General features: G+C 45.0%; 19 protein-coding genes. 8 read left to right on the forward strand and 11 right to left on the reverse strand.

The genetic code is table 11. The annotated features are described in order from the left end of the window. Positions 1 to 185: 185 nt before the first annotated feature. Complete coding sequence (gene tnpA, locus BLR32_RS02260) at positions 186 to 650, forward strand: IS200/IS605 family transposase (protein ID WP_089828612.1); 465 nt, start codon at positions 186 to 188, stop codon at positions 648 to 650. 243 nt (positions 651 to 893) lie between these two features. Continuing rightward, the gene (locus BLR32_RS02265; RefSeq protein WP_089828613.1) at positions 894 to 1,829 is read left to right on the forward strand and encodes an NAD(P)H-dependent flavin oxidoreductase; all 936 of its coding nucleotides are present in this window, start codon (positions 894 to 896) and stop codon (positions 1,827 to 1,829) included. Positions 1,830 to 1,832: 3 nt separating this feature from the next. Here the strand turns inward: BLR32_RS02265 and BLR32_RS02270 are convergent, their stop codons facing one another. The 6 genes from BLR32_RS02270 to BLR32_RS02295 form a co-directional block, all read right to left on the reverse strand. Continuing rightward, positions 1,833 to 3,110: an ABC transporter permease gene (locus BLR32_RS02270; RefSeq protein WP_176842135.1), complete on the reverse strand. Its 1,278-nt coding sequence runs from the start codon at positions 3,108 to 3,110 to the stop codon at positions 1,833 to 1,835. A gap of 92 nt (positions 3,111 to 3,202) precedes the next feature. Further along, positions 3,203 to 4,156, reverse strand: coding sequence for an ABC transporter ATP-binding protein (locus tag BLR32_RS02275; protein WP_089828615.1), 954 nt, complete (start codon positions 4,154 to 4,156; stop codon positions 3,203 to 3,205). Between the two features lie 40 nt (positions 4,157 to 4,196). Beyond that, positions 4,197 to 4,889 carry a LytR/AlgR family response regulator transcription factor gene (locus BLR32_RS02280; protein WP_089828616.1) on the reverse strand — a complete coding sequence of 231 codons (693 nt, stop codon included), beginning with the start codon at positions 4,887 to 4,889 and terminating at the stop codon, positions 4,197 to 4,199. Further along, positions 4,886 to 6,394: a sensor histidine kinase gene (locus tag BLR32_RS02285; RefSeq protein ID WP_089828617.1), complete on the reverse strand. Its 1,509-nt coding sequence runs from the start codon at positions 6,392 to 6,394 to the stop codon at positions 4,886 to 4,888. The genes BLR32_RS02280 and BLR32_RS02285 overlap by 4 nt, the downstream gene beginning before the upstream one ends. A gap of 69 nt (positions 6,395 to 6,463) precedes the next feature. Continuing rightward, positions 6,464 to 8,026, reverse strand: coding sequence for an NAD(P)/FAD-dependent oxidoreductase (locus BLR32_RS02290; protein WP_089828618.1), 1,563 nt, complete (start codon positions 8,024 to 8,026; stop codon positions 6,464 to 6,466). A 103-nt stretch (positions 8,027 to 8,129) separates the two neighbouring features. Continuing rightward, positions 8,130 to 8,513 (reverse strand): DUF3127 domain-containing protein, encoded by a 384-nt coding sequence (locus BLR32_RS02295; protein ID WP_089828619.1) that lies wholly within the window; start codon positions 8,511 to 8,513, stop codon positions 8,130 to 8,132. Positions 8,514 to 9,102: 589 nt separating this feature from the next. On the opposite strand from BLR32_RS02295, the gene dnaA reads away from it, so the two are divergent. The 6 genes from dnaA to BLR32_RS02325 all read left to right on the forward strand — a co-directional run bounded on the left by dnaA (position 9,103) and on the right by BLR32_RS02325 (position 19,257). Beyond that, entirely contained in the window at positions 9,103 to 10,536 is a 1,434-nt protein-coding gene (gene dnaA / locus BLR32_RS02300; protein ID WP_089828620.1) for a chromosomal replication initiator protein DnaA, read from the forward strand. 142 nt (positions 10,537 to 10,678) lie between these two features. Further along, positions 10,679 to 11,227, forward strand: coding sequence for an RNA polymerase sigma factor (locus BLR32_RS02305; RefSeq protein ID WP_089828621.1), 549 nt, complete (start codon positions 10,679 to 10,681; stop codon positions 11,225 to 11,227). Positions 11,228 to 11,313: 86 nt separating this feature from the next. Then, entirely contained in the window at positions 11,314 to 12,273 is a 960-nt protein-coding gene (locus tag BLR32_RS02310; RefSeq protein WP_089828622.1) for a FecR family protein, read from the forward strand. Positions 12,274 to 12,394: 121 nt separating this feature from the next. Continuing rightward, entirely contained in the window at positions 12,395 to 15,796 is a 3,402-nt protein-coding gene (locus tag BLR32_RS02315; RefSeq protein WP_089828623.1) for a SusC/RagA family TonB-linked outer membrane protein, read from the forward strand. A gap of 21 nt (positions 15,797 to 15,817) precedes the next feature. Next, the gene (locus tag BLR32_RS02320; protein WP_089828624.1) at positions 15,818 to 17,332 is read left to right on the forward strand and encodes a RagB/SusD family nutrient uptake outer membrane protein; all 1,515 of its coding nucleotides are present in this window, start codon (positions 15,818 to 15,820) and stop codon (positions 17,330 to 17,332) included. A gap of 101 nt (positions 17,333 to 17,433) precedes the next feature. Then, positions 17,434 to 19,257: an alkaline phosphatase gene (locus BLR32_RS02325; protein ID WP_089828625.1), complete on the forward strand. Its 1,824-nt coding sequence runs from the start codon at positions 17,434 to 17,436 to the stop codon at positions 19,255 to 19,257. Positions 19,258 to 19,903: 646 nt separating this feature from the next. Here BLR32_RS02325 and BLR32_RS02330 read toward each other — a convergent pair. From BLR32_RS02330 to BLR32_RS02350, 5 genes are read right to left on the reverse strand one after another with little or no spacing between them, the layout of a single operon-like run. Then, positions 19,904 to 20,959 carry a DNA topoisomerase subunit B gene (locus BLR32_RS02330; protein ID WP_089828626.1) on the reverse strand — a complete coding sequence of 352 codons (1,056 nt, stop codon included), beginning with the start codon at positions 20,957 to 20,959 and terminating at the stop codon, positions 19,904 to 19,906. A gap of 34 nt (positions 20,960 to 20,993) precedes the next feature. Beyond that, the gene (locus tag BLR32_RS02335; protein ID WP_089828627.1) at positions 20,994 to 21,653 is read right to left on the reverse strand and encodes a response regulator transcription factor; all 660 of its coding nucleotides are present in this window, start codon (positions 21,651 to 21,653) and stop codon (positions 20,994 to 20,996) included. A gap of 16 nt (positions 21,654 to 21,669) precedes the next feature. Beyond that, positions 21,670 to 22,455 (reverse strand): sensor histidine kinase, encoded by a 786-nt coding sequence (locus tag BLR32_RS02340; protein ID WP_089828628.1) that lies wholly within the window; start codon positions 22,453 to 22,455, stop codon positions 21,670 to 21,672. Further along, a complete protein-coding gene (locus BLR32_RS02345; protein WP_089828629.1) occupies positions 22,410 to 23,084 on the reverse strand; it encodes a hypothetical protein in 675 nt (224 codons plus the stop codon). The genes BLR32_RS02340 and BLR32_RS02345 overlap by 46 nt, the downstream gene beginning before the upstream one ends. A 6-nt stretch (positions 23,085 to 23,090) precedes the next feature. Next, positions 23,091 to 23,636 carry a hypothetical protein gene (locus tag BLR32_RS02350; protein ID WP_089828630.1) on the reverse strand — a complete coding sequence of 182 codons (546 nt, stop codon included), beginning with the start codon at positions 23,634 to 23,636 and terminating at the stop codon, positions 23,091 to 23,093. Positions 23,637 to 24,552 lie beyond the last annotated feature (916 nt).

The following is a 24,552-nucleotide window of genomic DNA, read 5'->3' on the forward strand; positions in this document are numbered from 1 at the left end:
ATAGGCTCCGTTAGGAGCCTCGTGTTTGTAGCGCGGGGTGAAACCCCGGGACGCATATGGTCCTCCGGAGGGTCCCCCATGTTATGTTCATTTTGTTCATTTTCATTACACATGTATACGTTCCCGTTTATATCAATACATTTATATCCCAAAATGCTCAAATACTGTTTGCTAACCAACCGTTTATGGCTAATACATATTCACAAATCTATTTGCATTTCGTATTTGCGGTAAAACACAGGGAGAATTTAATCAACCGCAAGCACAAAGAAGAATTACACAAATACATTACATCCCTTGTGCATGCCAGGAACGCTAAAATGCTGGCAGTACATTGTATGCCTGATCATTTACATTTATTTATAGGTTTCAGACCGGATATTCATATTTCGAATTTTGTCAGAGATATTAAATCAAAGACAAATCAGTTTATTAATATGAAAAAATGGGTCAGAGGCAAATTTAGCTGGCAGGAAGGCTATGGTGTATTTTCATATTCTCATTCCCATATTGACAATGTCGTTAAATATGTTTTAAACCAGGAAGATCATCATAAGAAAGTCACATTTCAGGAAGAATATCGTCAGTTCCTGGAAAAGTTTGCAGTTCCATATGAACCTAAATTCATGTTTGAATTTATTGATGGGTAATGATGGGTTCGAGGGGGGCGCCCTGTGTTACAAATACGGGTTGCACCACCGGTTTCCCGGATTGCGTCGCCGATCAGGGGGGTGCATCACCGATCTGGGATCGCATCGCCCGATCCCTGGGGTTACCCTCCTATTCCCGGGGTTGCACCCCGCGCTACAAACACTGAGACTCCTAACGGAGTCTATTGTGTTTTGTTAATTAACATTTGCTCAATTTCAGGGAAACATCCTATTTTCACTTCCATGAACCGCGTCACCCAATTATTCCACATACAATATCCGATTATCCAGGCCGGCATGATCTGGGCCAGTGGCTGGCGATTAGCCAGCGCAGTGAGCAATGCCGGTGGATTGGGCCTGCTTGGTGCTGGCAGCATGTATCCTGACGTATTAAGAGAACACATTCAGAAATGCAAACAGGCGACAACACAACCATTTGGTGTCAATATCCCGCTGTTATATCCGGACATTAATAAACTGATCGATATTGTTATCGAAGAACAGGTTCCTGTTGTATTCACTTCCGCGGGCAATCCTAAAACCTGGACGCCTGCACTGAAGGCCGCAGGTATCACCGTGGTACATGTGGTATCCAGTGCCTTGTTTGCAGCCAAAAGTGAAGCCGCCGGAGTGGATGCAGTAGTAGCAGAAGGCTTCGAAGCTGGTGGACACAACGGCCGCGAAGAAACGACTACTATGGTGTTGATCCCTGCTGTATGTGAGAAGGTCCAGATACCTGTTATTGCTGCAGGCGGTATTGGATCAGGGAAGGCGATGACCGCAGCATTTGCATTGGGAGCGGAAGGCGTGCAGGTAGGTAGCAGGTTCGTTGCCTCTCCGGAGGCCTCTTCTCATCCTCAATTTAAACAAGCCATACTGGATGCGAAAGAGGGAGATACCATGTTGGCTATGAAAAAGCTTACTCCTGTAAGACTGCTGAAGAATACCTTTTTTGAAGCAGTGAAAGCAGCTGAAGATAATGGCGCTGATCCGGAGGTGTTAAAAGCATTGCTGGGACGTGCCCGCGCAAAAACGGGTATGTTTGAAGGCAACCTCGAAGAAGGGGAACTCGAAATCGGGCAGGTAAGTGCATTGATACATACACTTAAACCTGCCGGTGATATCGTTAGAGAAATATGGGATGAGTTTAATGCGACGAGAAGTAAGTTGTGTCTGTAAGGGCTACGCCTTCCTCCCAATCCACTTAATCGCCTCTTTCCACGTAATCTTCTTACCATACAGCAATATACCCGTACGGTATATCTTTCCTGCCATCCATGTAGTAAACAGGAAACCTGCTATCAACAAACCTATTGACAATCCAAGCTGCCAGTAAGGCACTGTGCCGGGTACACCGTAAGGTATCCGTGCCATCATCACCATAGGGGATGTAAACGGAATAATACTGCCCCAGAATGCCAGTGGTCCTGTGGGATTTTGTACCGAGGATATCATCACCATAATACCAATGATGATGGGCAATGTGATCGGAAATGTCAATGCCTGCGCATCTGTAGGATCTTCATTTACGAGACTGCCTACAGCCGCAAATAAAGCGGAATAGAACAGGTATCCACCCAGGAAGTAGAATATGAAACAGGTGATAACAACTGTCCAGTTGATACTACCTACTACGAACTGGATCTTCTCCATTGCTTCCATGGCAGCTGCACTGCTGCTGCTTTGCATCATGGCGCCACCTTCACTTATTGCGCTTACAGTATCGCCGGAGAGGAATAATGGCAATACCAGCTGTACACAAATGATAAGCACGACCCAGATCAGGAATTGTAACAATCCAACTGCAGCAATACCAATGATCTTTCCCATCATCAGCTGGAAAGGTTTCACACTGGAGATCATCACTTCTGCGATACGGCTCACCTTTTCTTCCATCACACCACGCATCACAGACATACCAAAAAACATCAGGATAATATAAATGATAAATCCACTGGCATAGCCGACGCCGTAGGCTACGGCGGAGCTTCCTTTCTTGCCCTCCTCTCCTGTTTTGAAATCAATGCTGATATCAGACTTCACTGCTTTCAGTTGTGCAGCATCTATGTTAGCTTTTTTCAGGCGCTCCTCCTCAATCAGATCATTCACACGGCGGGTAAGGCGACTTTCCACAGCCAGGCCTGGTTGTGCATTGCTGTAGTAAGTGATACCTGCGGGCCGGTCGATGTTCAGTTCAGGAATATATAGCAGTCCGGAATAACCATAGTCAGCATATTTATGCTGGAAGGAATCCACACCGGTATTTAGCAGGTATTTATAGTATACACCTTTATCGTCGGGGAAACGGTTCATGAAAAGATGACTGTCATCTATCACGGCAATACGTTTCTCTTCTTTTGAATTTGTTGCAATCAGGATAGGAATGACCACCATCGCAGCAAAGAACAGCGGCACCAGTAGCGTTACTACCAGGAAAGAGCGCTTTCTTACGCGGGTCATAAATTCTCTCTTTATAATCAGCCAGATTTTGTTCATAGCATTCAGGAATGACGGGTTAGAAATAACGAATTTAACAAGTACGGGAATGAAGATCAGGAATAAACAGGCTGACCTTCATTGGAAGTTTCCACCGTTGCATTCGTCATGGAAGTGACCTGTTGAATAAATACTTCATTGATGGAAGGTAGTATTTCCTGGAAATAGGTTACCGGAATGTCCTGCCTGATGAAATGCATCAGAATATCATTGGTTGTGCTGCCTTCACTGAGCTTGACAGTATAAGCAAGTCCCTCCTGTTTGATGATTGAAAAATGATAGGTAGCCATCTGTGCGAAGTTCGGCATTACACCTACGCCAATGCGGAACAGGTGTTGCTTGAAATCCTGCTTGATCTGTTTCACTTCGCCGTCCAGCAATTTCTTGCCCTGGTTCACCAGTACGATGCGATCACAGATCTCTTCCACCTGTTCCATTCTGTGGGTAGAAAAAATAATAGTGGTACCGCTTTTACTAAGGTCAAATATTTCCTGCTTGATAAGATTGGCGTTGATAGGATCAAGACCTGAAAACGGTTCGTCGAGGATCAGTAACTCCGGACTATGCATAATAGTGGAAATAAACTGCACTTTCTGCTGCATTCCTTTACTCAATTCTTCCACTTTTTTATTATACCAGCTGTTGATCTCGAACTTATCGAACCAGTATTTGATCTTGTCTTTTGCATTCTTCTCCGACATCCCTTTCAGCTGTGCCAGGTATAAAGCCTGCTCTCCCACTTTCATCTTCTTGTACAGTCCTCTTTCTTCCGGCATATAACCGATGGAATGGATATCTGTGTGGGGATTGAATGGACGCTCGTTAAACAATATTTCCCCCTGATCAGGATAAAAGATGCCCGTGATCATACGCAGTAATGTTGTCTTACCCGCGCCATTAGGCCCCAGCAATCCAAATATGCTGCCTTTTGGAATAACAAAACTGATGTCGTCTACTGCCTTGTGAGTGGCATAGTATTTACGCAGATGTTTTATTTCTATGAGGTTCATAGAATAAATGTAAAAAAATAATATGAGAGAAAGGAGGAAATTACCTCAATATGTTCTCTGCTGCGTGGGCGTAAGCGGCGCCGATGCTGACAGGCACCTGGCCGATGTAAAGACAGTTCCTGTCTGCTTTTTCAATTTTGTTGTTGGCTACGATGAATGACCGGTGTACACGGGTAAACTTATCTGGTGGCAGAAGGGCCAGGGCTTCCTGCATGGACAGGCGGGAAAGAATGCGTTTGTCTTTCAACACAAAACTGATATAGTTGCCGGCGCTCTCCAGGTACAGGATATCATCAAACGGCACCTTGTATTGCTCATACCCGCTTTTGATCATGATATGAGCAGGCACATCTGATTTCTGACGTTGTTGTATCAGTTCTTTTAATCCTTTTGCTTTGTTGCATGCTTTGAGGAAACGTTCAAAAGAAAAGGGTTTCAGTAAATAATCCAGCGCATCGAGTTCAAAGCTCTGTACCGCATGCTCAGAATAGGCGGTGGTAAATATCACCATTGGTCCGCCGGGTAAGGTGGTCATCAGTTCCAGTCCGGAGATATCGGGCATACGTATGTCAAGAAATAGCAGGTCTACTTGTTCCTGCTGCAGGTATTCCAGTGCTTTGAAGGGATCAGTGAAATAACCTTTGATTTCCAGGAAGGGGACTTCTGCAGCATGTGTACGTATTACGGACAAAGCCACCTGTTCATCATCTATGGCAATAGCAGTTAACTTCATACTATTTCAATGGTGAGATGTACAAAATATTCTGTAGCTGTTTCCCGGATGTTTAACTCATGCTTGTTGGGATACAACAATGCCAGGCGCTGCCGTACATTATGCAATCCGATACCCATGCTATCCTTTTCTACTTCAACGGCTCTGTTGGCGTGTACAGTATTATAAACATCAAAATAGATCTTGTCTGGTGCACATGATAAAGATATGGTAATACGTGATCTGCTACGCAGACTGATACCATGTTTAAATGCGTTCTCCACGAAAGGGATCAGCAGCATGGGTGCTATTTCATGTTCACAATGTGTATCATTTATATTGACTTCGATCTGTATATCCGATGTTCCCTGTACACGCAGACGTTGTAGTGCGATATAGTTTTCCAGATAAGCTATTTCTTTGGTGAGAGATATACGTTCCAGCAAATTGTCATGCAACATGAAGCGCATCATATCACCCAGTTTCTGAATGCCTTCACTCGTAGAAGATGCTTTTTCCATCAACGCTGTACCATATAAAGTATTCAATGCGTTAAAGAGAAAATGCGGATTGATCTGCCAGCGTAAAAAGTCAAGTCCTGTTTCAGATTTATCAAGCGCTTTACGTAGTCCGAGAATGGTATTATTGCGTGACTGCCGCATACTGAAGATCCATATTGATAACGGCAATATCAGCAGCAGCGCGCCTGCATATAAAGAAAAGCAAAATGCCAGTAGTGCCGGTGGTTCCACATGGTGATCCATGATCCAGAATAGCGGGAGTAATCCTAAAACTGTCAGGCAGACGAATGCTGTATCTCTTATCAGTATACGCATATTCTGATGCAGGCGGTACCGGGGAAGCAGGCGATACTGTAATATGAGGTAAGTACTACCGAAGTACAAACCAACGAAAAACATAAATACACCTTTTTCCATAGTTCTTCTTCCCGGCAATATCAGCGTGATTGCTGCAATGAGAAGCAACATAGTGATCAGCTCAACGATCACCTGGTTGAACCATGGTTTCTTAACGATCTTCGGATGCAGTTGCTGAAAGTATAAATACCTGACAGCATAATACAATGCATATAAAGTGGCATAAAATATTGTAATGATAAAAGCTGATTTTGCGCAATGCATATGTACACCACGCACAGTTTTGTATACACCAAACAAGTAGCCGTTATACCATGTGGAAGCTATCAATATAGTCAGGAACACAACTCCGCAGGTGATCAGTAATAATGGTACTCCTATCTTCCAACGGCCACTCTCAAAAAAAGAAGGAATGATCCAGGTGTTTACACTCAGGAAAGCAAGGTATACAACTGTAATATGCGCAAGCAATGGTAACAGGTAATGTTTATAATAATCAAATACCTGGTCATACCTGGCGAACTTATAACCATACTCATGTTGCAGATCAAATACGTTATAAGAAACACTCTTATATAAAAGAGAGAATATGATCAACAGGAAAAGCCCTGTTGCAACACCTAGTTCTGTTTTTCGTAGCTGGTTCATAAGGATAAAACTTTCAGCAATGATAGTTATCCCTTTTACACTTTTTAAAAAAGTGTGATAAAACGGATATTATGCGTGATAGAAAGCCACGATCCGCTCTGCTACCCGTTCTCCATCCATGGCAGCAGATACGATACCACCAGCATATCCGGCGCCTTCACCGCAAGGGTACAAGCCGCTGATCTGTGGATGTGTGAGTGTATCGTCTTCACGGGGTATACGTACGGGAGAAGAAGTGCGGGACTCAGTGGCTACTAGAATAGCATCGGCAGTATAGTATCCCTTCATTTTACGGCCAAACGCTTTAAAGGCTGCTGCCAGTCTTTGGTGCACACTAACGGGCAGGACTTCACGGAGATCAGCACTGTTTACACCCGGCAGATAAGAGCAGGGAGGCAAGGTTGTGGAAGTCTTATTGTGTACAAAATCCGTCATCCGTTGAGCGGGCGCTACAAATTGTCCGCCCCCGACTGTAAAGGCATCGCGCTCTACCATCTGTTGATAATACATCGCTGCCAAAGGGCCTTTATCTGCAAAAGGAAGGAAGTCTGTTTCATCAACGGTGACTACCATTCCGGAGTTAGCATAAGGGTTATCACGTTTTGAAGGAGACCATCCATTCACCACCAGTTCTCCCGGATCTGTTGACGCTGGCGCAATGATGCCGCCCGGACACATACAGAAAGAGAATACGCCCCGACCTTCTACCTGTTCTACAAGACTGTAGCTGGCTGGGGGTAAATACTCATTTCTCGTCGGGCAATGATATTGTGCACTATCAATTAATGCCTGCGGATGTTCTACGCGAACACCGAGTGCAAATGGTTTGGCAGCGATGAGAATATTTTTCTGATGTAGCAGGCGGAAGATGTCTCTGGCGGAGTGGCCGGTAGCCAGGACTACCTGGGAAGCAGAGAAGGTTTGTCCGCCGGCAGTCTGTACACCTGTTACCTGATTATTCTTAGTTAAAATATCAGTGACTTTCTGTTCAAATAATACCATACCACCACTATTGATGATCTGCTCGCGCATGGCGACAATAATATGTGGTAATTTATTGGTACCTATATGGGGATGTGCATCATACATGATCTTTTCGGTAGCGCCGAAATGAACAAAGATGCTGAGTATGCGGTTGATGTCGCCGCGCTTGTTGGAGCGTGTATATAATTTACCGTCAGAATAAGTACCGGCGCCACCTTCACCAAAGCAGTAGTTGGAGTCAGGATTAACGATACCTGTTTTATTCAATGCGGCCAGATCTCTCCGTCTTGCCCGTACATCCTTGCCACGCTCGAGTACAATGGGTCTGATACCTGATTCGATAAGACGCAGTGCGGCGAACAAGCCTGCCGGGCCTGCACCTACGATAATCGCCTGAGGAGCATCAGCCGGCAATGAGTCATATATCGGTATGATCCGTTCTCTTTCCTGGAATGGTTCATTCACGAACACTTTAATGGTGAGCATGAAATAAACCTGTCTGGAACGTGCGTCAATAGAGCGTTTGAGCAGATGGAAGCCGGTGATGGCGGAAGACTTTATACCAAGAGCAGCAGCTGCCTCCCCGATAATGGTGATGTCGGAAGCCGCCTGGGACGGCAGCAATTTGAGAGAGAGTTGTTGAATCATATGCACAATGGTTAGGTAGTTATCCTAACAATTGAAAACGGATACCCGTATTTCAGGTATCCGTTTCCAGTTATTTTGTTAACGAGTTGTTATTGTCAGGGCATTAAAATGGCAGATCATCAGCCTGACCACCTCCGGAAGATACTTCCTGAGAAGTATTATAATTAGGCATTGAGTCTGTAGAAGATCCGCCTGCCACAACAGATTCCATGCGCCATGCATCAAGGTTTGTGATGTAATTCACCCTGCCGTCTTTTTCCCAGCGGGTTCCTTTGATGTTGAAGTAAACCTTCACGGTTTCTCCTTCGTTGAAGCGATCTACGATAGCAGTTCTGTCCTGCACCGCCTGGAACTTGATGTAGTTATTTATAACGCGGCCATTGATATCATCAGACTTTTCGATAACGAACTCCCTGGTTTTAAAGGTTTCGCTACGCTGCATCGTATTATACTTCACGATCAGTTTTCCGGTTATTTCAAAACTCATATAAAAATTTTTAGCTGTTCAGAGGGCCAAAGATAGGTTTTTTAGCAGAAGTCCGACGCAATAAAATTTAAAACAGGCAGTTATAGAAGAAGCCACCTAACGTGCGGGCGCGTATATAATAATTTTGCATGGTATTTGCTAACCTAAAGGACATTTTTTTAAATGCAATTACTAACATAGTTTTGCACCCCCGCAATGGAATTATCAACATTCGGAGCGATCATTTTTAATGATCAAAATGTAGCTTGTAATTGCGTACAATAGTATTTTATCAGTAAGTACACATATCTATGACAAACAAGTTAATGTCAACTGGAAAAGCCTGTCTATCAAAGCAGTGCAGTACTGACTTTCATCGTATTAAAATGGCAAAAAAACAAGCTCAAAAAAGAGAATAAAAACAGCGAAAAACAGAGTCGGCAAACTGTTATCAGAGAAATAAAAACAAGGGGAGATAAATTTTTTTTTTCAACATTTTCTACTGATATTCGTCGTCCTGTCTGAAAATCTATCAACCCCCCACGTTGATAAGATTTGCAATTCGAGAACAATCCTTAATTTAAGAACAACATTAATTTACAATAGCTCAATGAATAAAACTTGCGAACAAGTTTGGGAAAGGTGTCTTAATATAATTAGGGATATTGTGGAATGGCAGCCATTTAAAACCTGGTTTGAACCAATTAAACCCATCCAGCTTGAAAACAATGTTTTAACCATTCAAGTGCCCAGCCAGTTTTTTTATGAATACCTGGAGGAGCACTATGTGGGGTTGCTGGGAAAAACAATCAAACGCGAACTGGGAAAAGAGGCAAGACTTGAGTATCGTATTGTGGTGGAAAACGGTACTCCACACCAGCATCCGAAAACAGTAAACATGCCTGGACAGTTCACAAACAGCAAGAAGGACAGCGAGGTAGATTTTCCTTTAACTATACAGAACCCTGTAAAGAACCCCTTTGTCATTCCAGGCATCAAGCGCGTACAGATCGATTCACAACTGAACCCTCACTATACGCTGGAATCTTTTATTGAAGGTGACTGCAACCGTGTGGCACGCAGAGCAGGTAAAACTGTATCTGAAAAGCCAGGTGGTACATCATTCAATCCTTTAGTGATATATGGTAGCGTTGGTCTTGGTAAAACACACCTTGCTCAGGCAATAGGTAATGAAGTAAAACGCATTCATCCTAACAAGGCAGTATTATATGTAAGTGCAGAGAAATTCATCAATCAGTTTATTGATCACTCCAAGAATAGTATCATCAATGACTTTATTCACTTCTATCAGTTAATAGATGTATTGATCGTAGATGATATACAATTTTTTGCGCGTGCAGAAAAAACTCAGGATGCATTCTTTGCCATCTTCAACCATCTGCATCAATCCGGTAAACAACTTATCTTAACTTCAGATAAACCACCAAAAGATCTGGACGGTTTACAGGAAAGGCTGCTGAGCCGTTTCCGCTGGGGACTAAGCGCCGACATGCAGATGCCCGACTTTGAAACACGCATGGAAATTCTTGAAATGAAAATGCGTAATGATGGTCTGGAGATGCCAAAAGAAGTAGTGAAGTATGTTGCATATAATATTCAGAACAACGTACGTGAACTGGAAGGCGCACTGATCTCCCTGCTGGCCCAGTCCTCTTTGAACAGAAAAGAGATCGATCTGGAACTGGCAAAACGTGTACTGAAATCTTTCGTAAAGACCTCTTCCAAAGAGATCACCATCGAAAGCATACAGAAAATGGTATGCGAGTATTTCGATGTGCCTTACGATAAGTTATTGCAGAAAACACGTAAACGTGAAATAGTACAGGCACGACAGATCACTATGTACCTGGCTAAATCTTTTACCAAGAATTCGCTTAAGACTATCGGAGAACATTTCGGCGGACGGGATCACACCACTGTTATCCACTCCTGCCAGACTGTAAAAGACCTGATGGATACTGACAATGCATTCCGTGACAATGTAATTGAACTGCAGCAGAAAGTACAACTGGCTGCCATGTAATACTTCCCTATATACAACCTTATTCGTCCCGGGCAGACAGCCCGGGATTTTTTTTATTGTATTACAACCTGTTTAACAATTTCATAATTTAGAGCAGCTACAGGGGTACATAACAACCAATAACTTTGCACCACGTTTTTTTATGTCAAAAGAAGGTAAATACACTTTGTGGAGCTCTATCCGGACAGGTAATGAAACTGCCTTCCGCCAGTTGTTCGAAGAATACTGGGCACCTCTCTTCACCTATGCCTGTAAAATTACCAGGGATCATTCCCTGGCACAGGATAGTGTACAAGCCCTTTTTATCCATCTATGGGAAAAACATGACGCACTGCCTGAAGTAACTGCCATCCTGCCATATCTCCGTAGCGCCCTCAAAAACAGGCTGCTGAACGCCCTCCGCGATGAACATGTTTATCAGAAACATGTCGACATCTTCACCCAGGTACTTGACACCAATGCCCCTTCTTCCTCCGAACAGCTACAGCTTAAAGAAACCGAACAGCAACTGATGCATTCCATCAACCGTCTGCCCGACAAAATGAAAGACGTATTTTATCTCCACCGGATAGAAGACCTCTCCGTTGCCGAGATCGCTGGCAGACTGGGCACTTCCCCCCAAACCATCCGGAACCAGCTCAGTACAGCCATGCAGCGACTGCGGAATGGCTGGAAAACCATCGCCAGCTGATTTTTCATATTACCGAATTGTTAAGACGGATCATCCAATAGTTAAAACTCCCGTTTCCCGTGTCTTATTATAAATCACGGAACAGTTTGGACAAAGGGACACTATTAGCACTACTGGAAAAATTCCGCCAGGGCGGCTGCTCACCGGAAGAAGAAGCACTTTTATCTAAATGGCTGGATGCACTGGAACAGGACGACTCCGTACCTGAACTATCTGCTATTGAAATGCAGCAGATCAAAAAGAATATGCAGCAGCAGATATGGCCCGACCTGACTGTCCGCCCCCGCCGCATAGGCCTGCGCATAGCCAGGGTTGCAGCAGTAGTGGCCCCACTGATCATTGGAGGATATTTCGCACAACAATATTTCAGACATCCGTCCCGGCAGTTATCACACTCCGCCACGGGTTGGGAGACAGTAAAAAATACCAGCAGGCAATTACAGCGCGTCGTGTTACCGGATAATACAGTGGTATTATTAGGTCCGTACAGCACTATTCAATATCCATCTCATTTTCCGGACAATGCAAGGCCTGTTAAACTAACTGAGGGCAAAGCATTCTTTGATGTAATAAAAGACACACGACCATTCAGCGTAGAAGACAACAGCGGTGTACGCACCACTGTACTGGGCACTTCTTTTACGATTGAGGCCAGCAACGCCTTACATATATCAAGAGTAGCAGTCGCTACCGGTAAGGTACAGGTAGAGCGTCAGGGTACTCAGCCAGCTACCCTGGGACCGTCAGAACGAGTAACATTCAGTGAACAATCTGTAAAGCAGGACAGCGTTGCTGCTACCGATCTCCTCGCATGGACAAAAGGAGAGATCATACTACGCAATGCCACTTTACAGGATCTATTACTAACCATAAAAAATCAGTACGGCATTACAGCTACCACAGCATTGGACGTACATCAGGGCAATTACACATTACACATTCCGGCTACAATGACTTTGCAGGAAGTCCTGGACATTATTGAAAAAATCAGTTACAGACCAAAAATTCATTTTAGCATGCAAAACGATCAACTACAAGTCAATTAGGGCAACAGGAATTGACCACTGTGGTTTAATTCTTCATTCTTAATGCCAATCCATTATTCAGCATACTGCTTCCATTCCGGTGGAACAGCCATACTCATGCCTTTACCTTAATCTTTAATATATGCAAAAAAACACTCTACAATTCTCTCTGCGGCTTCGCTCAGTATTCCTCGCAGGACTGGCGTTGCTCGTATTGGCGTCTACCGCCTTCGCCTCGCCTTCCAGCGCGCAGGCACTACAAAAGATCCTGCAGCGTTTCCAGGTACAGCAAGGCAGCCTTTCTGCTGCGTTGAAACAACTGGAATCAAAAGCACAGATCAGCCTTGCTTACGATGAAGCTGCACTGCAGAAGATTCAGGTGCATGCAAACACTTATCAGAAGAAAACAGTGATCAGCATCCTGCAGGACCTGCTTAGCCAGTCTTCGCTGAAGTTTGAAGAAAAGTATAACACCGTATTGATCTATGACAGCGCATCTCTTGCTGCCATTAATACGTTGCAGCCAACAGAAGAAAAGATCACCCTCACCGGTGCAGTGTATGATAATAATGGTCCGCTGATCGGCGCTACCGTGATGATCAAAGGAACCAATATTGGTACAGGTACGGATGCATCCGGACATTTCAAATTGTCTGCAACAGCCAGTGACAACCTTGTACTGGTAGTAAGCATGATTGGTTTTAAAACACAGGAGATCGCAGTTGGTGGACAACGCAATTTTCAGATCGTACTGGCAGAGAACAGTCTTAACCTGAATCAGCTGGTAGTCGTTGGTTACGGTACACAACGTAAAGCCACTGTATCAGGCGCTGTTGCTGATGTGCAACTGGATAAACTGACTTCCCGCTCACTGAACAACGCAGCTGAAGCATTGCAGGGTAAAGCACCCGGTGTGATCATTCAGAACAATGGTGGTGATCCGACCTCCAATCCTACCGTTTACATCCGCGGTTTGGGTGGTATCAATGGCGAATCTGCCCTGTACATCGTTGACGGATCTATCTATAACGGCGGTCCTATCAATCCAAATGACATTGAATCTATCAACGTACTGAAAGATGCGTCTGCCGCTATCTATGGTGCGAGAGCTTCCGGCGGTGTGATCCTGATCACTACCAAAAAAGGCAAGGAAGGTACTGCTACTGTCACCCTGGATGCTAAAACCGGCTGGCAGTTTGCCGCTAAAAAACTCGACCTGCTGAATGCAAAACAATTCGCAGATGTTGAGAACATCGCATATACCGCAGCAGGTGTAGCTCCGGCGGATGCTTTTAATGCTACTAAGTATCCCGACGGACAAGTTACACGTACAGACTGGCAGGACGAGATCTTCCGCACGGGAAAGATCCAGGACTACAACGTAGGTGTAAAAGGTGGTACTGACAAAAGCAGGTATTATATGAGCTTTGGCTACCGTCGTAATGAAGGTATCCTGCTGAATACACATGCTGAACGTTATACTTTCCGCATGAACTCAGATGCTCAGATAAAACCATGGCTGAAAATAGGTGAGAACATGTCATTTACCTACAACAACGGTAATGGCGCAAACACCACCAGCCCTTATACCGGCGCTATCTTCACCGCCCTGGGTTATCCACGTAATATTACGCCATATACTTCTACCGGTGCCTTCAGCGGCATGCCGATCGCATATGCAGGTTCATACGGTGACCTCGCCAACCCTGTGGCGATCCTGACCAGGATGGACAATAAAACACCGGTGAGCAACATTAACATCAACCCTTACGCTGAGGTAAAACTGACAAAAGACCTGGTATTCCGTTCCAACTTCTCATTTACCAAATCTTTCAGCGATCAGAAAAACTTCACCACCCGTGCACTGGAGATCGGTAAGATTAATACCAGCAATGGACTGACTGAAGATGTAAAAAACGGGACCAACATTCTGTCTGAGCAGACATTAACATACACCAAACAAATTGCGGGTGTGCATAACATCACTGCTGTAGCTGGCTATACTTATCAGCACGATGACAACACCTATCTGTCTGTATCTGCCAGCAACTTTGGTGATGAGCGGGATGTTTACCGCTATTTTGATAATGCAGGCGCCTGGGCAAAACCATCCAGCGGCAGAAGCCAGACTGCAATTGAAGCCATGCTGGGCCGTATTAACTACGACTATAAAGGTAAATATCTGCTGACAGTATTGGGTCGCCGTGATGGTAGCTCTATCGTTGCACCACAGAACCGCTATCAGAATTACTACTCTGTTTCCGGTGGATGGGTACTGACAGAAGAAGACTTCCTTCATAAGAATGATGTGCTCAGCTTCATGAAAATCCGTGCCAGCTATGGTCTGTTAGGTAACCTGGCTAGTCTTCCTGCCAACGTTATCAACATTAACCTTAAACCAGTGAATATCTACACCGGCGCTAACGGTACACAAACTACAGGTCTGGCACAAGACGCTTTATCGAATCCCAACCTGACATGGGCCAATTCCCGTCAGCTGAACTTCGGTACAGACCTCGCTTTCTTCAAAAACAGCCTGTCTATCACTGCCGACTACTTCATTAAGACCACTGAGAAGATGCTCATGCAGGTAGATCCGCCAAGTACAGCAGGTGTTAGCTCAGGCATGTACAAGAACATGGGCAAAGCACGTGACAAGGGCATTGAACTGGGCATTAACTACAACGGTAAAATAGGAAAAGACTTCACATTCGGTGTTGGCGCCACAGCTACAGCTATCAAAAATAAACTGATATCGCTGCAATCAGGCCTGAGCGAAGTTGTATCTTCTTCAAACATCAACGTACGTAGTACATTGAACCCGATCGTAACACGTGTAGGTCATGAGATCTATGCTTATAACGTGATCAGAACTGCCGGTATCTTCCAGACACAGGAAGAGATCAATAACTACGTAAACAAAGATGGTCAGCTGATCCAGCCAAATGCAAAACCAGGCGACCGTAAATTCATCGACCAACCTGACGCAAATGGTGTTCGTGATGGTGTGATCAACAACAACGACAGACAAGTGGTAGGTAGCCCATTCCCTGATTTCACTTATGGCCTCAGTCTGAATGCCAGCTACAAAGGTTTTGACCTGAACGTATTTGCACAGGGTGTACAGGGTAATAAACTGTTCAATGCCCTGAAATACACCAACATGAACCCTAGCATCGGTACTAACTACAACATGCTGACCGGTATCCTGAATGCATGGACGCCAACGAATACCAACACAGATGTTACCCGTATCATTTCTACCGATAAGAATGGTAACTACGGTAATACTTCCGACTGGTATATTGAGAATGGTTCTTACCTGCGTATCAAGAATATCACCCTGGGTTATACATTACCAGCCAGCCTGACCAACCAGGCGCATATCGGTGCGGTAAGATTATATGTTACTACTACCAACCTGTTCACCATCACCAAATACACTGGTTACGATCCGGAAGTAGGTATGGACGAACTGGGTATCGACAAAGGCCGTTATCCACAGGCTAAGAATGTGCTGATCGGATTGAACGTTAATTTCTAATACACACAAATGACGATTATAATGAAGCAACTAATAAAAAATATCACCCTCTCCCTGGCAGGTCTTTCCCTGCTGGCGGCCTGCAATAAAAAGCTGGACATTACGCCCGAAGGAGCGCCTACTACTGGTAACTTCTGGCAAACCGAAACAGACGCTATCGCCGGCGCCAATGCTATGTATAACCTGTTTGATGATGAGAACTTCTACGGCCGTGGCTACTGGTGGTTCATCAATGCCAGTGATGATATGGTAACCGGTCGTGTGAAAGCAGAAGGTGATAACATCAAAAACTTCAACAGCAATTTCATTGGTGGTTCTTATACCGAAGGTCAATGGAAAATGAGATACATCGTGATCAAACGCGCTAATGATGTGATCATGCATGTGCCTTCCATTAACATGGATCAAAACCTGAAGAACCGTATTCTCGGTGAAGCATATTTCTTCAGTGGTCTGATGTACTTCGAACTGGCTTACACTTATGGTGACGCCCGTGCGGGTGTGCCTATTGTAAAACGCGACAGCCTCACCGGCGACCAGCCAATTCCGCGTGCTGCGAACGTGAACCTGGTATATGACTACGTAGAAAAGGAATTGCTGAAAGCTACCTCTCTGTTGCCTTATTTCGATGAATACACCAGCGACCTGTATGGCCGTCCGCATAAAACCGCTGCCTATGCATTCCTCAGCAAAATGTTCCTGTACAAAAAGGATTATGCTAATGCTGAGAAATATGCAGATTCAGTGATCCTGAGCGGCAAACATAAACTGCTAGACAACTTCGCAGATGTATTCACCATTGCCAACAACTGGACCAGCGAATATATCTGGTCAGTATACTCCAACTCACAAGGCCCAAGCGGCTGGGGAAGCATCCTGCCAGGCGTAATGCTGGAAAACAAAGGCTGGGGTAAATACAATGGCTGGGGATATTATATGCCTACCAAAGAACTGTATGACTCTTACGAAGCCGGCGATAAAAGAAGGGAAGCCACTATCCTGAAACCAGGCGACGCATTCACCTTCTATGGAGAAGCAAGGACATACGCTTCTACCAACAGCCTTTCAGGCTACCAGTTCCGCAAGTATATGGAGCCATTCTCCTATGCTGCCGGCGCACACCTGAGCCCTAACGGAGACCATCCTACTACTGACCTGAACCTGCCACTGATCCGTTATGCGGAAGTGCTGCTCATCAAAGCGGAAGCAGAATTAATGCAGGGTAAGAATGCGGATAAAGAGATCAATATGATCAGACATCGCGCTGGTCTGACTGATGTGACCAATGCAGACATGACTGAGCTGAAAAAACAACGCCGTTCCGAGCTGGCCGGCGAATGGGCTAACCACCACTTCGACCTGGTACGCTGGGGTGATGCACAGGCTGCATATGCAAAACCATTACATGGTTTCAGCGGCGCTGAAATATGGCCTGCACGTAACTTCAATCCTGCTATCCACAACGTATGGCCGGTGCCAAGAAGTGAAGTGACCAGCAGCAACGGTGTTGTAAAACAGAATGCCGGCTGGGAATAATATCTTTTCAATTTAATAATTAGGAATTAAGAACCAGGAGTATTAATATTCCGGAACTTAATTCCTAATTTTTTGTCTAATGCTTAAATATTCGAGAACACATGCTTAGGTCGACCTTTCTTTCCCTCTCTCTTCTCGTGGCCCTGACCGCGGGAGCGCAGACCAGCGCCTATACCACGCTGAGTGCGCATGCCCACAATGATTATGAGCATCCTATTCCTTTTCTGACAGCTTATTACCGTCATTATGGTTCTATAGAGGCAGATGTTTACGAGCGGAACGGACAATTGCTGGTGGCACATAATGAAGAAGATATCCGTCCGGAACGTACACTGGAGAAGTTATATCTGCAGCCTTTACAGGAGCAGGTCCGTAAAAACGGCGGTACTGCTTTTAAAAATAGTAAGGATACTTTACAGCTGATGATCGATTTTAAGACTGTCGGCGTACCTACAATAAAAGCCCTGGTGAATATACTGGAACGCTATCCTGAGATCACTAAAGCACCGACTATCGTTATCACCATCAGTGGTGATCAGCCGGTTCCTGCGCTGTGGGACCAATATCCTTCTTATATTCATTTTGATGGTAAAAGGGAATTGAAATACACTGCGGCACAGGTAAAACGCATTCCTATGTATAGTGTTGACGTGAAAGTCTTCACTAACTGGAATGGCAAAGGACTGATCGTGAAAGCTGAGCGGGAGAAAATGCAGCACTGGATCGACAGCGCTCACCAGGCTGGCAAGAAAGTGCGTTTCTGGGGCACGGCAGATAATGTGAATACCTGGAAGACGCTGATGAACATGGGCGTTAATTACATCGGTACTGATTTCGTAGAAGATCTGGCTACGTTCCTTACTAACAGGAAAAGTCTCGAATACGATGGCTCTGCTGCTCCGCATACACTTTATCCTGCCCGTTATGTGAATAATGACAGCCTTACCCAGGTGAATAATGTTATTCTCCTGATCGGTGATGGTATGGGACTGGCGCAGATCTATGCTGGATTCACGGGTAACCGCGGTCAGCTGAACCTCTTGCAGATGCGTAATATTGGTTTTTCGAAGACTTATTCTTCTGATAGTTATATCACGGATTCAGCGGCTGGCGGTACTGCCATGGCTACTGGGCAGAAGACTAACAACCGTTACATTGGTGTGGATAATACTGGTGTACGCCTCAATCCTATCCCGGATGTTATTGCGCCTAAGGGTTATAAGAGTGCTCTTATCAGCGCCGGAGATATTACGGATGCTACACCTGCTGCCTTCTATGGCCACGTACCGGAGAGATCCCTGGAAGATACTATTGCTGCCAATTTCCTTTCCAGTCCTGTCAGCATTATGATCGGTGGTGGTGCTAAACATTTCAACCAGCGTAAAGATGGTTTGAATATGCCTGCGCTGCTGCAGGAGAAAGGTTACTTCTTCAGCACGCGACTGGAAGATCTGGATACCTTGCACGCTTCAAAATACCTGGTATTGGATAAACGCGCAGAGCTTCCTATGATGGGTGGCAGGGGGAATTTCCTCGCTCATTCCCTGGAAAAGAGTATTGCTACATTGCGTCAGAAGTTCTTTATCATGGCGGAGGGAGCGCAGATTGATTATGGCGGGCATGTGAATAACCTGCCGTACGTTGCGACTGAAATGATGGATTTTGATGAGGCGATTGGAGCGGCGATGAAATTTGCGGATGAGGATGGGCATACGTTGGTGATCGTGACCGCTGATCATGAGACGGGCGGATTGTCTTTGCTGGATGGGAATATCTCTAAAGGGTATGTTGATGGGCATTTCAGTAGTAATGATCATAGTGCAGTGATGGTGCCGGTGTTTGCTTATGGGCCGCATTCGTTGGATTTCAGAGGGGTGTATGAGAATACGGAGATATTTAAGAAGATAGTTGCGTTGTTGAAATAATTTTTGATGGCGGTTTGGTTGATAGCGGTTTGCCGTGACTTGGTTTGATGGCGGTTTGCCGCGACTTGGTTTGATAGCGGTTTGCCGTGACTTGGTTTGATGGCGGTTTGCCGCGACTTGGTTTGATGGCAGTTTGCCGCGACTTGGTTTGATGGCAGTTTGCCGCGACTTGGTTTGATGGCAGTTTGCCGCGACTTGGTTTGATGGCGGTTTGCCGCGTTTTCAGGTGGGAGTACTGGCTGTAGTTCTTTGAAGTTCCTATGTATGGAGCTTTAGTGGGTCGCATCGGGCATTGGGTTGTTTATTAAACCCCTGTCTGGCGTATCAGCACTTCAAATAACTAAGGCCAGTACTTCCCACCTGAAAACGGCCGCTGCTCGGGACGTACGGTTATAGTTAGCCGTCAATCTTTTTGGGACCTTTCATTAATATTTTCTTGCTGTTGTTGCTGTTAGTGCCGTTTCACCATTCTTATCTTTCCACCTTTTCTACCTTTCCTGCTTTCCCTGCTTTCCCTGCTTTTCCTGCTTTCCCTGTTTTCCCCTGCTTTTCCTGCTTTCCCTGATTTTTTGTCACTTACCTTTTTTGTCTTCCTACCCTTTTTGTTCTCTTACTTCTTATCTTTCTTAATTACTTCTTACATCTCTTAATCCTTCTTGAATCGCTCCAATACTCTTTTCCTGTCTCCTGCGTGCGCTATCAGGTGCTTGTAGACGACCTTTCCGACATATTTACGTACATCACTTTTCAGGGTGGGCATATCCAGTTTGTCTTTGGTGCTGCCGCCGTATTCAAGGGGCTCACCTTTGACGGATGCCATTAAGACCAGTTGCCTGCCTATTTTTTTTCTGGGGGCTTTTAGTTCTACGCCTTCTTTTTCTCCAATTGCCTTAAATGCATCCTGTAGTCCTTTGAAGACACCGTCAACGAGTGAGCCGCCTGCTTTGGTGCTCTCATTGTTGGCGAAAGACCGGATGTAGGGCTCGGGATAATTGGTGTAGATGTAATGATATCTGAAGATGATGTGATAGATGTAACCGTTGATGGCTGTCTTTATTTCCATGGCCAGCCAGGAATCCTTTTTGCCATAATCGTGTTTCTCCAGTACGTTGTTGAATAGTTCCTTTAATCCTTTTTTGTAGTAGAAGACGTTTCGTTGCAGTTCTCCCCTGTTATCTACACTGATGATCTTTAAGCCGGCATTCAGGTAGGCCAGCTGCTGGAACATAATGTTCATGGGTATGTAGGAGACGTGGCTGTCTTTGAATATTTCTTCGTCCAGCTGAAAATCCAGCTTGATGATATTTGTTTCTTCCGGAGAACTGGGGGCTGTGGAGAGCTCATATTTACCCGTTTGGGCGGCCAGTACGTGTCTGTCAGGATTGGCGACTATCCTTAAGAGGAATACATTGCTGAATCCTATCAGTATGCCGACCTTGAAATTTTTAGGGGATGTGACATGATGCAGCAGGGCTATTTCATGCTCCAGCTCGTCTGTTGACAGACCGGATATGACGATACTGATGTGATTGTCAGGGTTAAAGGTAACTTCTATTGTATTGATGCCGGTGACGCTTTCCAGGTATTCTGATATCACGATCTTCAACAGCCGGCGGATACCGTAACTGTTGGTGGTTCCCAGGTACATGACTGGTCGTTTCCTGATTGATTCAATAATACTGAGGCCTGGTCGTCCGTTCATACGTGAGCATTTTCTGCAAATTACTCCAATCGTTTCACAACACCACCAGATTGTTCCTCACAGCATACAATACCAGGCCGACACGCGTGGATACATTCAATTTTTTGAATAGGGCTTCCCTGTAACCATCCACAGTACGCTCGCTTACAAACATTTCTTTTGCAATGACCTGGTAACTTTTTTCGCTACAGGCCAGTCGCATGAATTCCATTTCACGGTCGCTCAGTTTTACAATGGCATTCAATGGCGACTTCTCATCTATCAGGTGATTGATAGATTGCATGACCTTTCTTGTGACCAGCTCATTGTAATAGTAACCCAGGGTGAGTACTTCGTCAAATGCCTGTTTTAACTCGGCTGGTTCCGCGTCTTTGAGGATGTAACCTTTGGCGCCGTGGCGGATCATTTTTATGATCGCGGTCTCTGCGTCCATAGTGCTTAGCGCCAGTACTTTTACATCCGGATAGTTTACCCGCAGCCATTCTGCTGAGGCATAGCCGTCCATATCGGGCATGTTTACGTCCAGTAATACAATGTCGGGTAAGCGGTCTGGATCAATTTTATCGATCAGTTCTTTACCGTTAGCTGCTTCAAATAATACCTCGTAAGCAGGAAAGAGGTTGATCAGGATTGATAGTCCCTTACGGAACATCGTATGATCATCAACAATGGCGATATATTTTGTATCAGGCATGGTGTATGGTTATAATTCAAACATTGGGTATGGTGATGGTAATGATTGTTCCTTTTCCGGTGCTGCTGGTGATATTAGCAAGCCCTCCCAATACGGCGGCTCTACTGGTAATGTGTTGCAACCCTAATCCGTTCTTTCTGCTGAGGGCTTCTTCTACGTTGAAGCCTGTGCCGTTATCGCAGATACTGACATATAGCAGGTCTGTCATGTATTTACAGGTGATAATCACTTCTGCGGCGGCGGCATGTTTGAGAACGTTCTGCAAGGCTTCCTGTATAATTCTGAAGAGGATCAGTTTTCCCTGTGCCTCCATTGGTCTTTCTGTACCTTCCAGCTGAAAAACCACATGCGTGGCTCCGCTCCTGTTGATCCGTTCGGCCTCCTGGTCAATGTTGCCCGCAAGGCTAAACATTTGCACTCTTTCTGTGCTAAGTCCCTTGGCAATGTCCCGCAGGATGGTCATGGCTTGTCCTATTGTATCTTTCACTTCCTGCAGACTGCCCGGTGGCTGTTCTGCGCGCTGCTCCATGATATTTAACTGCACCTTGGCAAGGCTGAGTAGCTGTCCTACATGATCGTGCAATTCCTGGCTGATGTTGTTAAACGTCTCTTCCTGGATCTCTAATGTGGATTGCAGCAGCTGCCTGTCAAAATCGTGTTTCATCTGCAGCTTTTCGACTTCCACCTGTTGCTTCCTGTTGTTATATGCCCAGATCATTATCAGAAATAAAATACCCAGAAACAGCAATACAGCTATTACTGCAATAATGATGATGATGATCTGTTTATTTGCATCCTGCATAAAATAAACGCCAGGCTATAACAGGAATAGAGAATAATATTTACCACAGGCAAAATAGCATGATACAGGCTATCCTTACCGATCACAATATGATAACTTCTGATATATTGCTGCAATCCAAGCAGCACTAAGGTAATGAGGCCAAACAGCAAATTGGCGGCACTGATCCAGAAATAAGGCTCTCTGAATATACTTACCAGCACATCGCCTCTAAAAGCCAATCGCAGTAACACGAAACAAGAGAAAACAATATTAAGGATTTCAATCAAAACAACAGAAATATTGTTGAATTGGTCAGGCCCCTGTAGGAAAATATAGTTCAGGATGATAAACAGCATGGACAGGACGGCAATGATCACATAAACGGGCTTTTCATTTTTTTTGATCTTAAGCATCTGAGCATACAGGTAAAGATTGATGGGGGTTGACAAAATAATATACCAGTTGTACATGCCGTAATTATGCGTCCAGCCGAGTAGCCGGTAGTTATTTCCTACCAGCTCAATGATGTTGGTGAGCAACAGCAGGGGGATGAACAGCACAAGGTTACAGGCGTTAAGCCCCCTGTAGCAGATGATGGCTACCAGGAGGCTTAACAATTGGAAGTACTGAAAGTAGTCTATAGTCATATCTTATTAGGGTTGCAGACCACCGAAGTCATAAACGAAATCGCCAGGGCCGAAGAACATGGCTTTCTCCGCAGATGGAGCCACGGCCCTTAATGCCGGCATTTCTTCATCTACTGGCAGTACATATGGAACAATAAAGACGGTCACCCGCTCTCTCCTCTCATTTTTTTCAGCTTCAGTGAGGCCGATGCGGGAATCATTAAGTAATTCTTCGGTGTAGATACCAAAGATGAGTCTTGTCATTACCGGTCTGCCAGGATGTGAAATCGCAAACGCAGCCCTGGCCTCTTCCAGAAATTCGGTTACCTCTTCCTCGATAAAATCTTCCGAAACGGTTATTTTACGGGAAAGCAACCCGTTGCAGGAGAAAGTCAGGCCGGCCTCAGTTTTGAATCCATGATCTGACATTACGGAAATGTACTTAATAATGCAGTCTTCAGCTAACATATACGGCACCTTTTTGCCCTTACGTAACGCGTTACGTTTTGCCAGGGTTACCCGTGGGAATGCTTCTCTGAAGAAACTGGCGGCAGTAGTAGTTGTTGTTGCCATGTTGTGGGGTTTTAAATTGTGATTGAGGTTATTAACAGGCACAATTTAGAACGCCTCTACGGATTTACAACACGACTATAACAAATACGGGATAAAGAAGTTTTAACACGGGAAAAACACCCGTATATCTTATGTGCGTTACCTCCCGTTGCCTTCAGGATGAACTCCTGTATGTTGCCCCCGTAGGGGTCACGTTGTTTGTTCCCCCCTTTTAACGTTACGGGCCAGGTTCGTATCTGCTTGTTCTCTCCATCTTCTCTGCCTGGTCTCTGCTTGTTCTCTCACGGGTCATGACACCTCCCCGCGTTGCATCGGGGAAATGGTGCGCCCCAACCAACGATGGAAATCACGCCGAACAACGACCGGAATAACGGCGTACGCACCCCAACAACGGTGGGAAACCACCACATCAACAACAATGCGAACAATGATACTCACGATGAACACCGCACCCAAACAACGCCCGGCATGATACCAACGGTGGCAACTGCTTGTTCTCTGCATCTTCTCTGCTTATTCTCTGCTTCTTCTTTGCTTGTTCTCTCCCGGCTTTTCGGTTAAAATACTATTACTTTGATACTTTTTTACGTTGGATTGATCATAACACTTGTTCGACGCTTGTTCGACGCTTGTTCGATGCTTGTTCGAACACTGTCCGAGTAGCGTATGTGCGGGCCACCCCTCACAACTAATTTATTTTCAATACATAAACCACTATAATATGTCAATTAAACTTGTTAACATCATATCAGTAGTTTAATTTTATATTCAGAATACGTACCCCAAAGAAACCGGCATTGAAAGATATATAGACTGACACTTTTTAACAGCACGCTTTTATCAAACATACCCCAGCGTAACGTATATATGACTTTATGCAGACCGTACTGGTATTTCCTCCCATGCGGCGCAACCA

Source organism: Chitinophaga filiformis (genome assembly GCF_900102545.1).
GTDB lineage: Bacteria > Bacteroidota > Bacteroidia > Chitinophagales > Chitinophagaceae > Chitinophaga > Chitinophaga filiformis.